16 protein-coding genes and 1 rRNA gene are annotated in these 14860 nt (G+C 58.1%); all 17 read left to right on the forward strand.

What is annotated here, in order from left to right; translation table 11 throughout:
• Positions 1-210: 210 nt before the first annotated feature.
• Positions 211-328: ribosomal RNA gene (rrf, locus tag QP999_RS08020) — 5S ribosomal RNA — on the forward strand.
• A gap of 313 nt (positions 329-641) precedes the next feature.
• Positions 642-1148 (forward strand): hypothetical protein, encoded by a 507-nt coding sequence (locus tag QP999_RS08025; RefSeq protein WP_284848039.1) that lies wholly within the window; start codon positions 642-644, stop codon positions 1146-1148.
• Complete coding sequence (locus QP999_RS13415) at positions 1099-1395, forward strand: HNH/ENDO VII family nuclease (protein WP_502870657.1); 297 nt, start codon at positions 1099-1101, stop codon at positions 1393-1395. Before QP999_RS08025 ends, QP999_RS13415 begins: the two co-directional genes overlap by 50 nt.
• The gene (locus QP999_RS08030; RefSeq protein ID WP_284848040.1) at positions 1392-1808 is read left to right on the forward strand and encodes a hypothetical protein; all 417 of its coding nucleotides are present in this window, start codon (positions 1392-1394) and stop codon (positions 1806-1808) included. Before QP999_RS13415 ends, QP999_RS08030 begins: the two co-directional genes overlap by 4 nt.
• 741 nt (positions 1809-2549) lie before the next feature.
• On the forward strand, positions 2550-3488 hold the full coding sequence (locus QP999_RS08035; protein WP_350309531.1) for a tetratricopeptide repeat protein: 939 nt from the start codon (positions 2550-2552) through the stop codon (positions 3486-3488).
• Positions 3488-4471 (forward strand): HAD-IIA family hydrolase, encoded by a 984-nt coding sequence (locus QP999_RS08040; protein ID WP_070562658.1) that lies wholly within the window; start codon positions 3488-3490, stop codon positions 4469-4471. The genes QP999_RS08035 and QP999_RS08040 overlap by 1 nt, the downstream gene beginning before the upstream one ends.
• On the forward strand, positions 4462-4623 hold the full coding sequence (locus QP999_RS08045) for a hypothetical protein (RefSeq protein ID WP_168164024.1): 162 nt from the start codon (positions 4462-4464) through the stop codon (positions 4621-4623). Before QP999_RS08040 ends, QP999_RS08045 begins: the two co-directional genes overlap by 10 nt.
• A 39-nt stretch (positions 4624-4662) precedes the next feature.
• A complete protein-coding gene (locus QP999_RS08050) occupies positions 4663-5472 on the forward strand; it encodes a TlyA family RNA methyltransferase (RefSeq protein ID WP_284848041.1) in 810 nt (269 codons plus the stop codon).
• A complete protein-coding gene (locus QP999_RS08055; protein WP_070524783.1) occupies positions 5469-6380 on the forward strand; it encodes an NAD kinase in 912 nt (303 codons plus the stop codon). The genes QP999_RS08050 and QP999_RS08055 overlap by 4 nt, the downstream gene beginning before the upstream one ends.
• 38 nt (positions 6381-6418) lie before the next feature.
• Entirely contained in the window at positions 6419-8095 is a 1677-nt protein-coding gene (gene recN, locus QP999_RS08060) for a DNA repair protein RecN (protein WP_284848042.1), read from the forward strand.
• 26 nt (positions 8096-8121) lie between these two features.
• A complete protein-coding gene (gene steA, locus QP999_RS08065) occupies positions 8122-9306 on the forward strand; it encodes a putative cytokinetic ring protein SteA (protein WP_070524788.1) in 1185 nt (394 codons plus the stop codon).
• Positions 9306-10265, forward strand: coding sequence for a copper transporter (locus QP999_RS08070; RefSeq protein WP_284848043.1), 960 nt, complete (start codon positions 9306-9308; stop codon positions 10263-10265). Before steA ends, QP999_RS08070 begins: the two co-directional genes overlap by 1 nt.
• On the forward strand, positions 10266-10904 hold the full coding sequence (locus tag QP999_RS08075) for an NUDIX domain-containing protein (protein ID WP_284848044.1): 639 nt from the start codon (positions 10266-10268) through the stop codon (positions 10902-10904).
• A 41-nt stretch (positions 10905-10945) separates the two neighbouring features.
• The gene (gene xerD / locus QP999_RS08080; RefSeq protein WP_284848111.1) at positions 10946-11824 is read left to right on the forward strand and encodes a site-specific tyrosine recombinase XerD; all 879 of its coding nucleotides are present in this window, start codon (positions 10946-10948) and stop codon (positions 11822-11824) included.
• 46 nt (positions 11825-11870) lie between these two features.
• Positions 11871-13001 (forward strand): hypothetical protein, encoded by a 1131-nt coding sequence (locus QP999_RS08085; protein WP_284848045.1) that lies wholly within the window; start codon positions 11871-11873, stop codon positions 12999-13001.
• A 165-nt stretch (positions 13002-13166) separates the two neighbouring features.
• Positions 13167-14045, forward strand: coding sequence for a ParA family protein (locus QP999_RS08090; RefSeq protein ID WP_180952111.1), 879 nt, complete (start codon positions 13167-13169; stop codon positions 14043-14045).
• 9 nt (positions 14046-14054) lie between these two features.
• Complete coding sequence (locus tag QP999_RS08095) at positions 14055-14852, forward strand: segregation and condensation protein A (RefSeq protein WP_070532543.1); 798 nt, start codon at positions 14055-14057, stop codon at positions 14850-14852.
• Positions 14853-14860 lie beyond the last annotated feature (8 nt).

Below are 14860 nucleotides of genomic sequence, written 5' to 3' on the forward strand. Positions count from 1 at the left end.
CCCCAAAGACGATGGGGTTGATAGGCCAGACCTGGACGCACTGCAAGGTGTGAAGGCTACTGGTACTAATAGACCAAGACAAACACACACACCCATTCTTTAGGGTGTGTCAACAACAAACACAACAGTAAAATAATCACACTGCCGTGTTCGCGTCCACTACACAGTATCTGACACAACACCAGCAACCAGACGTTGCCCCGAGTGTTTGTCGGTGGCCTATAGCAGCAGGGAAACGCCCGGACCCATTCCGAACCCGGAAGCTAAGCCTGCTAACGCTGATGGTACTGCAACCGGGAGGTTGTGGGAGAGTAAGAAACCGCCGACACCAAACAACAAACAACAACTCAATACAAACAAGCCCGCCACCTTTGAGCAACAACTCAACGGTGACGGGCTCCTTCGTCGTTTTCGCATACAACCTACAAGTACAAACCTGAAAACACAGACCTGCAGGTAGGCGTCGTCAAGCGCCAAGGAACCAGGATCGGCGACTGCGTGCTGTCAAGGGGTGAATGCACTTCCCGGTCTGCACTAATGGCCACACACAAACACGCCAGCCCAGCTTCAAGATTTCGGAGCATATATCCATTCAGATGGAGGAGTGAGACGTTCGACCAAAGGCTCATGCAGTAGAGAAGATGTTTCTTGCACCGCGCCTTGAGCGCATCGGCTTTTTAGAATCCTTCATATCAGTGCCTTGGCGGGAAAGTAAGGAGTACGCGATGCGGTTCACCCAAACGTCAGCTACGTTCTCTCATTCCTACAACGCGGCCTTCCTCAAGGACCTGAAGTCCGTGCGCTTCAGCACACAGAATGGCAATCCTTCCTCTCCCAGGTTTCTCGAAGCATTTTTGTCGAAGGGGCCTATACCGCAGGTACATGATGGGCTCGGCGGTTTACTGTTCTTAGTCATTATGGTCGTGGCCTCGGCCTGCATTTTCCTCTTCGCTCTTCTGCTAAATGGCTTTGATATCTCGTGGCTGCTTGCGTTCCTTCTTGGCGCGTTGTTGTGTTGTCACTTATGTGTTGTCGCGCGTCAGTGGGTGTTGTATATCAACAGACTGGTAGACAGGTATTCAATCCGCACAAAGAGGTCTGCCTTCCCCGGGAAATTGGTGGTGGAATTGGCAACAATGTCGATTTAATGAGGCATGGCGCGCCCCCATAGGGGTAGCTCGAAACCCGGTGAATTTGCACCATATTGGCCAAGATGATCGAACAGCTGTGGTAGAAATTACAAAACAGATGCACACAGAAAGCGCTAACGTTCTCCATATATTCCACAGAATGAATGGGAGCGGGTTTCCAACAGATGTAACCCTTGACGACCGCGCATCCTTTAGGGAGTGGAGACACACATACTGGAAAGAAAAGGCATTGGACTACCTATGACCGGTCAGAAAAAACTCTCAGATAAGCTACTCTCATACTTGTACGGCCACGGACTAAGTAAAAGTGAACTGTCTCAGCTGAAGTCGGTGGCTCCATCTTGGATTCCCGAACAATACTTCCAATTCTGGAAGCATTACACGGCCTTTTCTCCGCCATCGTTAGTTTTCTTCACACCTGCTCCATACGGAGTCTATGAAAACGCCTTCGAAGGGTTTCTAGAAGATTTCCGGTCAGTCGATCTTGTCGATTCAAAACGCTTCTTCCCAGTAGCCTATGATGACGGTTTTGTCTGGGGTGTCTTCGAACAGAAGCCCAATGGGTCGGTTATATGTGGAATGTACGATTTTCAAGAAAAGGACTACGTTGAAGGCCCCTTCAAGACATTCGAGGAGTGGGTTTACAGCTACGGATAAACAGGCTTTGCGAGCCCGACTCAAATGGATGAATTAACGACGTACTAAATGATCGGAAAGTGGCACAGACGGTACTCCTGGTGCGGCCTTCTAGCCCCCAATGACTTCGAAGCACTCACATCAGCTACACCAACCCAAGCAGCATAGCTAACCCCCGACGTGTCTACTTTCCGGGGGTCAGGCCCGTTCGCGCGTCGAATTCGCCTCGCCTGGAACAATGGTTGGATTGACTTCTACCCGGTGCTCTTGGGCAGTTTCTTCTGCAGTGAAGGGCACCCCCGAACGGGAAAGAAGCACTACCTGTATGCGACGAAGGGTTTTGTTCTCGCGCCAAATGGAGATTCCCGCTGCATTGAAGTGCGCGTCGCAGGAGCTAGCCCTAACCGGATGGGTATGCAGGGCGTAGCCATGACCCGGGATGCCGAAAGGATTCGTCTTAACGCCTTGCGCAACAACGGTTGGACCTTTTTGGGCAGTCGTCCGAGGTATGCCATTGGAGCACGGAAGCGTAGAGCATGGACTTAGCTCTTCGCAGGTGGCTGCGGGATTAGAGTGCGTGCGTGATGAGTGGCGTTTGGGTGAGGTTGCCTGGCCGCCGAATAGTGTGTAGTCGCCGAACTGGGACCGTAGGTTGTGGGGCACTTCACTAGCAGTTAGTTCGTATTGCCGTTTCTGGGGCCGTGACCTGTAGACTGGTTCGGTACATACGGACACGTCTACCGCAGAAAGTGCATGGCTTTAATGTCTGAATCCAACTCCCGTAACCACGGCCGTGGCCGCGAAGGTTCCGCAGAAGGCAACCGTGGGCACTACGGCTCTGGGGGCCGCAAGTTTGAGAAGCACGGCGGCGCAGCGGGGCGTCGAGAAGAGCGTCGCGGTGATCGCCGAGACGACCGCCGAGGTGGCCGCGCAGGCGCTAAACCTCGCCGCAACGACCGCAATGGACATGGCGGCGGTAAAAACAAGGTCTCGCACCCACAGCGTTCAGGCTACCGTGAGGAGCGCATCAATCGTCGTATGACAGATCCAGACCTGCCATCTGATATCGACATTACGGATCTTGATCCTTCGGTACTTCAGGATCTTTCGTCGCTCTCCAAGGAAAATTCCGAAGCCGTTGCTAAACACCTCATCATGGCGGCAACGTGGCTTGAGGACGATCCCCAACTGTCGCTACGCCATGCACGTGCTGCCAAAGACCGTGCCGGACGTGTATCAGTCGTCCGTGAAATGAACGGAATTGCTGCATATAGGGCTGGAGAGTGGAAGGAAGCCCTTGCGGAGCTTCGCGCAGCGCGCCGCATTTCCGGTGGCCCTGGGCTGCTCGCGGTCATGGCTGATTGCGAGCGAGGCCTCGGGCGCCCAGAAAAGGCCGTTGATTTGTGGCGCGGCGAGGAGGCTAAAGAACTCGCGGCGGAGGATGCGATCGAGTTGGCTATCGTTGCTGCAGGAGCGCGATTGGACATGGGGCAGGCAGATTCCGCCGTAGTTACCATCCAACGCGCAAAGCCTTCTAAGGATTCCACGGGATTCTCGGCATGCCGCCTTTCCTACGCCTATGCCAATGCTTTATTGGAGGCTGGCCGCAAGGAAGAGGCCCGGGAGTGGTTCCAGCACGCGATTGACATCGATGAAGGAGACTGGACCGACGCTTCAGAGCGTCTGGCCGAGTGCAAATAATGAGTATTCTCAAAACCCATGATTCATTGCTCCTCGATCTCGACGGAACAGTATGGGAGGGCGGACAGGCTCTCCAGTGCGTCGTCGACGTGGTGAATTCCTGCGGTGTTCCTGCAGTTTATGTCACGAACAATGCATCCCGAAGCCCCCAAACCGTAGCCGGTATGCTCGGCGAGATCGGCTTGGAGACGGATGCGCAACACGTTGTTACCTCTGCGCAAGCGGTAGTCAAGATCGCTCGTGAGGAACTTCCAGCAGGCGCGAAAGTCCTCGTCATCGGCGCGGACTCATTTCGTTCACTGGCGCGTGAGGCGGGCTTCGATGTTGTACACAGTGCCGACGATAAGCCCGCCGCGGTCCTGCAAGGTATGGACAAGTCGGTGGGCTGGGAGCAGCTCTCCGAAGGCGCGTTGGCAATTAATCACGGCGCAAAGTTCTTTGCCTCCAACCTGGATACGTCTCTTCCGACGGAGCGCGGAATGGCTGTGGGCAACGGCTCGTTAGTCGCAGCTATCGTTTCAACTACCGGCGTAGAACCCATTTCGGCAGGTAAGCCGGAACCCGCTATGTTCACTCAAGCAGCCAAGCTCGTGGGGTCGACGAAGCCTCTAGCTGTAGGGGACCGCCTTGACACGGACATTGTTGGTGGCAACAACGCTGCAATGGATACCTTCCACGTTCTTACAGGTGTGTCCCGGGAGCTTGCTCTCATTGAAGCTACTGCGGAGGAACGCCCTGATTTCATTGGTGCAGGATTCCACGAGCTCTCCTTATCGGCCGCACAGGCGCGCCCAGGTTCCCAGGGAGGCTTCCGGGCACGGTTTGACGGCTACGACATTGTTCTTCAAGGCGGGAACGAGAAATCGACGTCGATCGAGGCGTTGCGTACCGTCCTCGAAGTTGCCTGGGCCGGTGCTGAGCCGCCTCGCTACATTCAGCCACGGAGTGAAGCCGCGGAGAGGGTTGTGTCTACATGGCGGTAAAGCCTCATGACCCGCGCGCGGTTTTGGCTCCGGAGAAGCTGGATGCGTCGCTCGCGGAGATTCTCAATGAACCAGCTGAGAACCTTGAACAAGAACTTGCTCAGCTGGATCGCGCTCATACTGTGCTGCGGGATGCGCTCCAAGACAATTAGCGCTGACCGTCGAGGATTCTAAGGGAAGAGGAGCTTTTCATGCCACCGCAACGCCGCCGTCTCGACGCGGAGCTAGTGCGCCGAAAGATTGCGCGCTCACGGGAGCAGGCCGTTGAGATGATCAAGGCCGGCCGCGTGACCGTCGGGGGCTTCAAAGCGATGAAGCCCGCGACGATAGTTGAGCCCGAGGTGTCTATCAAGGTTGAGGCCAGCGAGGGGGATGATTGGGCTTCGCGTGGCGCGCACAAGCTCCTTGGCGCTCTCGAGGCTTTCGACGTCGACCTTAGGGGAAAGCGAGTGTTGGATGCGGGGGCGTCGACTGGCGGCTTTACCGATGTGTGCCTGCGCCGCGGTGCCGCGGAGGCGCTATCTGTCGATGTGGGCTACGGGCAGTTGTTGTGGCGTTTGCAGAATGACGAACGGGTTACGGTGCTCGACCGCACTAACATTCGCCACCTGACACTTGAGCACACGAATGGTCCCTGCGACGCCATGGTTGGTGACCTATCGTTTATTTCCCTGAAGCTTGTACTGCCAGCGATTGCATCGTGCATGGCTGATGGCGCGTGGCTATTGCCCATGGTCAAGCCACAGTTTGAGGTGGGCAAAGACCGGATAGGGTCCGGTGGTGTGGTGCGCTCTCCTGAGCTACGGGCGGAAGTAACCAAGGATGTCGCTATCTTCGCTCAGGGGCTCGGGCTCAGCGTGAAAGGCGTGGCGGCATCGCCGTTACCTGGACCAAGCGGCAATGTTGAGTACTTCCTTTGGTTGGTCAAGGATGGATTGTCCACCCCGGAAGATAGGCTTGATGCAATGATCGAGACGGCTATCAAGGAAGGACCCCAGTGAGCAGCAGTGTCGCCGCGGAGGGCACCAACCGCCGCGAAATTCTTCTTGTTCCGCACGCGAGCCGCGCGGATAATCTTGCCGCTACGCATCGAGCGGCGGAGCTGCTCCAGGAGGCAGGCATCAAGGTGCGCGTGTGCGCAGCGGATACCGTCCTTCCGGGCCTGCAGCATGTTCGGCATACGCCAGCTGCTGCCGAAGGTTGTGAATTGGTGCTGGTTCTTGGTGGCGATGGCACATTTTTGCGCGCGGCAGATATGGCGCGCGCCGTCGATGTTCCCGTGCTTGGAATAAACCTGGGCCACGTCGGCTTCCTGGCCGAGTGGGAAGCGGAGTCGCTCGACCGCGCGTTGGTGCGAGTTATTGAGCAATCCTATGAGGTCGAAGACCGGCTTACTATCGACGTCACCGTGTTCGATGCTGACGGGAAACTGCGTGAGCGTAGCTGGGCGCTCAATGAGGCGTCGATTGAGAATCTCAACCGCTCGGGGGTGCTGGACGCCATCCTCGAGGTGGATGGGCGCCCGGTATCTGCTTTTGGTTGCGATGGCGTGCTCATCTCCACTCCGACTGGATCCACGGCCTACGCCTTCTCCGCCGGCGGGCCAGTTCTGTGGCCTTCTCTTGATGCCATCCTGGTTGTGCCAAACAACGCGCATGCCTTGTTTACCAAACCGCTCGTGGTGTCTCCGGATTCGCAAGTCGCGGTGGAATCGGCGTCGGCGACGACTCCGGCCGTGGTCATCCTTGACGGCTTCCGGGAAGTCTCGATGCCTCCAGGTTCGCGCGCGGAGGTCGTTCGTGGTGAAAGGCCGGTGCGCTGGGTACGTCTAGATCAGCAGCCATTCACTGATCGTCTGGTGTCCAAGCTGCGCCTCCCCGTGGAAGGTTGGCGCGGGCCGCGTCACTAGGTTGTTTAGTGCGTATTCAGGAAGGAAGATAGCTCACCGTGCTCGTTGATATCAGCATCTCTGACCTCGGCGTGATTGAAAGCTCCGCAGCGGAACTATCGCCAGGACTCACCGTGCTCACCGGCGAAACCGGCGCTGGTAAGACCATGGTGGTAACTGGACTGCGCCTTCTCGCCGGCGGTCGCGCGGATGCATCACGTGTGCGCGATGGCGCCGCGAAAGCAGCCGTAGAAGGGCATTTTTCTTCCAGTTCTCTTGCCGTAGCGAAGGTAGTCGAAGAATCAGGCGGTGAGCCAGATGAAAACGGCGAGTTCATTGCCTCCCGCACGGTGTCGGCGGCGGGACGCTCACGCGCCTACTTGGGTGGGCGTTCAGTGCCAGCGGCGACATTGGGGGAGTTCGCCTCCCACCTGATTACTGTGCACGGTCAGAACGACCAGTTGCGTTTGCTATCTGCCGATCAACAATTGGCAGCGATCGATCGCTTTGAACCTGCGATTGACAAGGTTCGCACCGCATATACCGATGCGTTTAGCCACTGGCGCGCGTTGGCTAAGGACTATCAGCGTCGTACGGAATCACGGCGCGAGATGGCGCAGGAAGTTGACAGGTTGCAGTTCGCTATTAAGGAAATTTCCGAGCTCGATCCGCAACCAGGCGAAGATGCCGAACTCGTGACCCTTATTAAGCGCTTGCAAGATGTTGATGCTTTGCGTGAGGGCGCAGCCACCGCTCTCAGCGCTCTGGATGGGGGCGAAGGATTTGGGGATGAGGACACCGCCGTCAATCTTGTCGGCGCCGCCGAATCAGCACTCGCTGGGGCAAGTGATACCGAGCTCGCTCGCCTAGGGGAGCGCGTTAGCGAAGTCACCGCGCAATTGACCGATATCGCTGCCGAGCTCACGACGTATTTGAGCGATCTACCCGCCGATCCCAACCTCCTCGAGGAATCCCTACAGCGCCAACAGGAGCTCAAGCGGCTTACCCGCAAATATGCTGCTGATATCGATGGAGTCCTGGCCTGGCGGGATGCCGCTGAGGCCAAACTCGCTACGTTGGATACCTCTACCGAGGCCCTCGAGGCCTTAAAGAAGGAGGTAATGGAGGCCGAAAAGACGATGGTGTCCAAAGCCGAAAAGCTCACTGCCGCCCGTACCAAGGCCGCGAAGAAGCTCGGGGCTCAGGTCACCGAAGAAATTCATGGCCTGGCCATGCCGAACTCCACCTTAACGGCCGCCGTCAAGAAGACGAAGTACTCCAAGTCCGGCGCGGATGAGGTCGAATTTCAACTCAACGGTAAGCCCCTGGCTTCTGCGGCCTCGGGCGGTGAGCTTTCGCGCGTCATGCTGGCCATGGAGGTAGTTTTGGCCAGCGGCGACGGGACCACCTTGGTCTTCGACGAAGTGGATGCCGGCGTCGGTGGCCGCGCGGCGGTGGAGATTGGGCGTCGTCTAGCGCGGCTGTCCACCACCAACCAGGTCATTTGTGTCACCCACCTGCCGCAAGTGGCTGCCTATGCGGACTCACACTTGCACGTGTCGAAGGAGAAATTCACGTCGGGTGTTGCGGATCTGGCCGCCGAGGAGCGCGTTGAGGAGCTTGCGCGTATGCTCGCTGGCCTCGATGACACCGAAACGGGCCGCGCGCATGCACAAGAGCTCTTCGATAGGGCTCAAGCAGAAGTCGAGACTTTCCGCGCGCCTTCCACACCTTGAGCCCCTAACAGGGGAAACTGTCAGACATGAGTCTGTTTTCCCGTAATACCGATCTGCCTGGAGAACACGGCGCGCTGCGTGATTGCACCCCGGGTGGCAAGGGCATGAAGAAGTTTAGCGCTGGTGACTTCGCAGTCATCAACGCCGCCAATATCTCCCGCCAAGAGGCCCAGACCCTCGTGGATATGAAGCCGGCCGCCGTGATCAACGTCGCGGAGTTCTCCACTGGTTCTATCCCGAATTATGGACCCCACATGCTTCTCGACGCCGATGTCACCCTCATCGAGGGCGTAGGCCAAGATTTTGTGGACAATTTCAAGGATGGAAAGAAGGCGCGTCTGACCGAAGACGGCGCCATTTTTGCGGGCGATACCCAGCTTTCTTCGGGAACGGTGGTTACCCGCGACCGGGCGGAAAAGAATTTTGCTTCTGCCCAGCAGGAACTCATCGATCATATGGAGGCATATTTCGGTAACTCCATTGAGTTCATTCATTCTGAAGGTCCGCTGCTCATCGATGGCCTGGGTGTTCCCGATGCAGGGTCCGTCATGGCCGGGCGCAAAGTTCTCGTGGTCTCGCCCACTGAGGAACACCGCAAGAAGCTGACGCTCCTGCGCAACTTTATCCGCGAGTATGAACCCATCATTATCGGCGTGGACGCTGCCGCGGACACCCTGGTTGAGCTGGGATACCAGCCTCACTTCATCGTGGGTAACCCTTCCGAGGTGAGCTCGGAAACCCTGCGCAGCGGTGCCCAGGTTATTCTCCCCGCCGAGCCGGACGGCACTGCTGACGGGCTCGAGCGCATTCAGGATTTGGGGATTGGTGCGATGACCTTCCCTGCCGCCACGGATTCAGCTACCGATCTCGCGCTGTTGCTTGCGGACTACCACGAGGCTCAGATGATTGTGCAGGTTGGCGGATCCCTCGACCTCGACGACATCTTTGCTAACGAGCCGAATGCTACGCCCGCGGCTTTGCTGTGCCACATGAAGGCGGGCACGCGCCTGGTGGATGCGGACGCTGTTATCAACCTTTATTCCGCGCCAAATTCAGGAGCTATGGGATGGCTGTGGGCGCTGCTTGGCATCCTCGTAGCACTTGCCGTCGTTATTCTGATCGTCGGCTTGGGCGGCGATGAATCCTTCCTCCAGAACCTGATCGATACCTGGAATAACTTCGCGTTAAGCGTGCAGGAGTGGTTTAAATAATGATGTCGCCTAAGTCCCTCATTATCACCGGCCTCGGTTTCGGCGCAGCCCTTGGCATTGCGGTGGGCACGCTGGTGATCGCTCCTAATATGGATTCGGGATCGGGTCCCGGGGGTGAATCGACCAGTGAGGTGCGCGAGAAATACGGAAAGCTGGTTGTAGAAAATAACATCGCGGAGGCCCAGCTCGACTCTGCTGATTCCGTAATGGGAGATCTCGGCCGATACGTGGTGGATGGTTCCTTGGCGCAGCGCCCGGTCATGGTTGTGAGTATGCCCGATGCCGACGACGCCGACGTCAAGGCCGTCAAGGATTTGCTGGGTTCTGCAGATTCCACCGATGCAGGAAGCATCAAGCTGACTGAGAAGTTTGTAGCCCAAGAATCCGCGGACAAGCTTTTGTCCCTCGTTACCACCACGTTGCCGGCGGGAGCGAAGCTCGATAAGAAGAAGATTGATGCCGGCACACATGCTGGTCAGGCACTTGCAGCAGGGCTGATGATGGACGCTAAGACCACCGAGCCGCTTGCGTCAGTTGATGACCGAGCGACCCTTTTGCGGGCGCTGCGCGATGCCGGCTACATCGAGTACAAGGATGGCACTATTCTTCCTGCTCAGGCCGTGGTCGTCGTGGGCGGAGGCATGACCCCGGGAGAGGAAGACGACAGCGCTGCTGCGAAGTACGCCATTGATACGACGGTCAACTTCCTAGAAGGTTTTGATTCGGTGGATACCGCGATGGTTTATGCCGGGCACGTGGAATCCGCCGGTGACGACGGCGTCTTGGACAAACTCCGAGCCGACAAGACGGAGATCAGCACCGTGGACTCCATTGACCACCCGGTGTCCCAGATGGCCAGTGTTTTAGCCGTGAAGGAACAACTCGATGGTGGCCACGGTGTGTATGGTTCTGCGGCGAATGCTGAAAGCGCAGCGCCGGCGCTGCCGAAGGACCTCTAGATGTCACACGAATTTCGTACGGTGGGAACCGAGCTGCTTGTCGACGCCCCCATCATCGCCGTCCGCCGCGATGATGTCGTCATGCCGGGGGAGGTTGTTGCTCAGCGAGAAGTTGTCGAGCACCTTGGTGCTGTGGCCGTTGTAGCGTTGGATGAGAACAACCGTATCGCCATGGTGGAGCAGTACCGGCATAGCGTCGGCAAGCGCCTGTGGGAGCTGCCGGCCGGCTTGCTCGATGTGAAGGGCGAAGACGAGCTCAGTGGCGCGCAACGCGAGCTCCAGGAAGAGGCCGGCCTGGCCGCCGAGGAATGGGCAGTGTTGACTGATCTGGTGACCTCCCCGGGGTTCTGCGAGGAAGCCGTGCGCGTGTTCTTGGCGCGAGGCCTGTCGAGCGTGCCCAAACTCAACGCCGAAGGCGACGAGGAATCTGACATGGGCTTTGCATGGGTTCCCCTTGCGGAGGCTGTCGAGCGCATCCTGGTGGGGGAGATTGTGAACTCCATTGCGGTGGCAGGAATCCTTGCGGCATATGTCTGCGTGCGTGGGGATGCCACCCCGCGCTCAGTTGACTCTCCTTTCGAGCTACGGCCGGAATCGATCGCTCACCGGCGCCCGGGTCCGGATCTTAAGCAGCTGTGACGCCCTCTAACCCCGCCGCAGCCGCCGGACAAGCTTGGTTGATGCACCTCATGGTGGAAAAAGGTGCCTCGAAGAATACGGTAAGCAATTACCGTCGAGACATTAACCGTTACGTCAATTGGCTTGCGGAATCTGGGATCACGGATTTGCGCCACGTAACCCGCTCGCACGTGGAGAACTACCTCGTTTACTTGCGTAAGAGTCTTGCGCAGTCCTCTGCTAGTCGCGCTTTGGTTGTCGCTCGAGGACTGCATAAGTTTGCCCTGGCCGAGGGGATGATTGAGGAAGACGTCGCGGCGGAGGTTTCCCCACCCAAGCGGGTGCAACCGCTGCCGGAGACTCTCAGCGTGGAGGATGTGGAGGCACTCCTCGATGCCATCCCTAGCGGAGATACTGCAACGCCCATTGATATCCGAGATCGCGCTCTACTGGAGATGCTGTATGGTACGGGCGCACGTATCTCCGAAATCATCGCGCTAAATGTGGACGATGTGACGGGTGAGGGGGGTGCTTCAGTTCGTGACATTGTGTTGTTGAGCGGCAAGGGCGATAAGCAACGGCTAGTTCCGCTGGGTTCACATGCGGTGACAGCGGTGGAGAATTACCTGGTGCGTGCCCGCCCTGTGCTAGCTACGGGAGCCTCTCACGCCCTGTTCCTCAACACTCGGGGCAAGTCTTTATCGCGGCAAAGCGCCTGGGCCGTGATCAAGACCGCAGCGCAGCGCGCCCACCTGAGCACTAAAATCTCTCCTCACACACTGCGACACTCATTTGCTACCCATTTGCTCGAGGGCGGGGCTGATGTGCGTACCGTACAGGAGCTCTTGGGGCATTCTTCCGTGACGACGACACAGATTTATACCCACGTCACTGCGGATTCACTCCGCGAAGTGTGGCGCACTGCCCATCCACGCGCCTAAGAGCGCCTAGAATCGTCACGACTTCAACCTAATGAAAAGGATATTTATGGCTTCAACCACTTCTTTGTCCCGAACCTATCGAGCGGTTGCGCTAGCTTCCGTGCTCTCCGTAGGTTCCCTTTCCGGCGTCGCGTCGGGCATCGTGAGCGCAACTGGGGTGCTGCCAGGGTTCGGCACGGCCGCCGCCTATGCACAAGACGCCACCATTCCGGTGCCGGCTGGTCAGACGACGACCGTTTCGCTGCCAGTGCCTGTCGACGTCAACGTGGCCTCCGATGGTTGGAACGTCACTGCTTCTGGCGGCAGCGCTACGGTGACCGCACCACCCGCGGGAGGACAAATCAGTGTGCCGGTGACCTACCAAGGCGTGACCATGACCATCGTGCTCGTGGCCGACGCCGACGTCACCGCCGATGAACTCAACGACGCAGCTGAGAACGGAGACCCGGGCCAGCTCGGCGGTGAGCAGCAGGACCACGAGAACCCGGACAATCCCGGGGGCAACGGGGGACCGGCGGGGAACGAGAACTCCGATGACAGCGCAGGTGGTGGTGAGCAGAACGGAGGACAGCCTCCCGCCGATGGCTCGGCGCCCGCTGCGGATGGCTCTGGTCAAGGTCACGTGCCTCCTCCGCGAACAGGCCGCGGGTGGGAAGGAATTGATGATTCGAATACTTCCTATGTGAACCTGGAATCCACGATTGACGGCCAAACAATCACTGCCAAGCTTGGGCTCAAACAGGCTCTCGACCTGTACAACCGCTTCAAGCACCTTGAGGATGACGGAGTTACGCTGCGCTACCTCAACGCGGAAGGCGAGTTCGTAAAGGGGGTCAAACGGGAGATCGACAAAGGCTCGCGCACCATGACCCTGACCTACCCAGAGGGGGCGGAGCCGGACAATCCTTTCATCATGCAGTTCGTGAACAAAGACACTCAGTCCGCTGAGCTGGTAGTCACGCTCACCGATCCAACCCGTGAGAGCGCGAGTGTGGTGCCTGCGGAGCAACAGCTAGATTCTGATGCAGCTGACAAGACCGGCGGAGAGGAACAAGGAGACTCGGGGCTTGGAGTTGGCGCACTTGCAGCAGGTATCGCGGGCCTCGGAGTTATCGCGCTCATCGTGTGGCTCGCGCTTAAGGAACGCCGGTCGAAGGGAGCACAGAAGGACGCCTAATCTAGGCCGTGGACTTTATTCACCGGTTTTCCTTAGCTATAATCGCGGCGCAGGCACCCACGGGGTACCCTATAATCACAAGGATGTAAGAATGCGGCGCCGCGTGTTGCTGCAAAGCCGAAGCGGAAAGACCGCACAGGGGCCGTACAGGTCAAGGAAGCAGGTGTGACTGTGAGCGACGAGGGACTGTTTGAGGCCTCGGAAGCACAGGTCGGGTTAACCGGCCGCCCACTGCGGGAGCTTCCGGAACCAGAGCCATTGGAAAAGCATGGTCCCGCCACGATTATTTCCATGTGTAACCAGAAGGGTGGCGTCGGGAAAACCACGTCCACCATTAACATGGGCGCGTGTCTGGCGGAGCTGGGGCGTAAAGTCCTCCTCGTTGACTTGGACCCGCAGGGTGCTCTTTCGGCCGGCCTGGGCCTGACCCACGACCAGATCCAGGACACCATTTATGACGTCATGCTTGATAGCGAAGTCTCAGTGCATTCCGCTATCGTGCACACCGGCGTGGCCGGGCTCGACCTCGTCCCCGCCAACATCGACCTCTCCGCCGCTGAGATCCAGATGGTCAATGAAGTTGGCCGCGAACATACCCTGGCCCGTGCCCTTCGCCCGGTACGCAAGGACTATGACTTCATCATCATTGACTGCCAGCCTTCACTGGGCTTGCTCACGGTCAATGCTTTGGCCTGCTCGCAGGGAGTTATCATCCCCATGGAGTGCGAGTTCTTTTCCCTGCGCGGCCTCGCGCTGCTGACCGATACCGTGGAGAAAGTAGCGGACCGCATTAACTTCGACCTCGAGGTCATGGGAATTCTGGTCACCATGTTCGATCGCCGCACCCGCCACGCCCGGGAAGTCATGGACCGCGTGGTGGAGTATTTCGGGGACAAGGTCTTTGACACGGTGATTACACGTACCGTTCGTTTCCCAGAGACGTCGGTAGCCGGCGAGCCCATTACTACCTGGGCGCCCAGCTCCCAGGCAGCCAAGCAGTACCGCGACCTGGCTAAAGAGGTCATCGAGCGAGCTAACGGCTAGCCGCTCATTATGACCCAACCGGAGATTACCGGCTTTCGCATCGCCCTGGGCAATTTTGAGGGCCCTTTCGACTTGCTGCTGCAGCTGATTCAGGCGAAGAAGCTGGACGTTACGGAGGTGGCGCTGTCTGAAGTTACCGATGAGTTCGTGGCCTATACGCGTGCTTTAGGGGCAACCGCGGATCTGGATGAAACCACGGAGTTCCTTCTTATCGCCGCAACACTTCTGGATTTGAAGGCGGCTCGGTTATTGCCGCGTGGCGAAGTCGATGACTTTGAAGATCTTGAGCTCCTGGAGACTCGCGATCTCCTCTTTGCGCGCCTTCTGCAGTACAAGGCTTATAAGCAGGTTGCCGACCAGTTCGCGCAATGGCAGCGCGCGGCCCAGCGGCGTTATCCGCGTGCGGTGGCGATGGAGGAGCGCTTTAGCAACCTTCTTCCGCCAGTCAAGATTGGGCATACTCCGGCCACGTTCGCCGAACTCGCAGCTGGTGTCTTCCGGCCCAAACCCCCGGAAGAGGTTGCCACAGGCCATATTCACCAGGTTGCTGTCTCCGTGCCGGAGCAGGCCGGAAAGATCCTCACGACGCTCAAGATGCTGGGCACGGGCCAATGGATGAGTTTCGAAGCCTTAACCAGGGACTGCACCATCTCTATGGAGGTCGTTGGACGTTTCCTGGCGTTGTTGGAGCTCTACAAAGCCAAAGCGGTTGATGCTTCCCAGCCAGAGTCTTTGGGGCCACTTGAATTGTCCTGGACCGGGCTCGACGTGGACCCGGCGGTCGTCGCGGCGGCGAACTGGGATTAGGGTAGGCT

Origin of the sequence: Corynebacterium sp. MSK004, from assembly GCF_030232515.1 — a bacterium.
Taxonomy (GTDB): domain Bacteria; phylum Actinomycetota; class Actinomycetes; order Mycobacteriales; family Mycobacteriaceae; genus Corynebacterium; species Corynebacterium hesseae.

Bases quoted from the DNA above. Each gene is read 5' to 3' on its own strand.
- QP999_RS08025 (WP_284848039.1), top strand. From the start codon at position 642: ATGTTTCTTGCACCGCGCCTTGAGCGCATCGGCTTTTTAGAATCCTTC.
- QP999_RS08030 (WP_284848040.1), top strand. From the start codon at position 1,392: ATGACCGGTCAGAAAAAACTCTCAGATAAGCTACTCTCATACTTGTAC.
- QP999_RS08035 (WP_350309531.1), top strand. From the start codon at position 2,550: ATGTCTGAATCCAACTCCCGTAACCACGGCCGTGGCCGCGAAGGTTCC.
- QP999_RS08040 (WP_070562658.1), top strand. From the start codon at position 3,488: ATGAGTATTCTCAAAACCCATGATTCATTGCTCCTCGATCTCGACGGA.
- QP999_RS08045 (WP_168164024.1), top strand. From the start codon at position 4,462: ATGGCGGTAAAGCCTCATGACCCGCGCGCGGTTTTGGCTCCGGAGAAG.
- QP999_RS08050 (WP_284848041.1), top strand. From the start codon at position 4,663: ATGCCACCGCAACGCCGCCGTCTCGACGCGGAGCTAGTGCGCCGAAAG.
- steA (WP_070524788.1), top strand. From the start codon at position 8,122: ATGAGTCTGTTTTCCCGTAATACCGATCTGCCTGGAGAACACGGCGCG.
- QP999_RS08070 (WP_284848043.1), top strand. From the start codon at position 9,306: ATGATGTCGCCTAAGTCCCTCATTATCACCGGCCTCGGTTTCGGCGCA.
- QP999_RS08075 (WP_284848044.1), top strand. From the start codon at position 10,266: ATGTCACACGAATTTCGTACGGTGGGAACCGAGCTGCTTGTCGACGCC.
- xerD (WP_284848111.1), top strand. From the start codon at position 10,946: ATGCACCTCATGGTGGAAAAAGGTGCCTCGAAGAATACGGTAAGCAAT.
- QP999_RS08085 (WP_284848045.1), top strand. From the start codon at position 11,871: ATGGCTTCAACCACTTCTTTGTCCCGAACCTATCGAGCGGTTGCGCTA.
- QP999_RS08095 (WP_070532543.1), top strand. From the start codon at position 14,055: ATGACCCAACCGGAGATTACCGGCTTTCGCATCGCCCTGGGCAATTTT.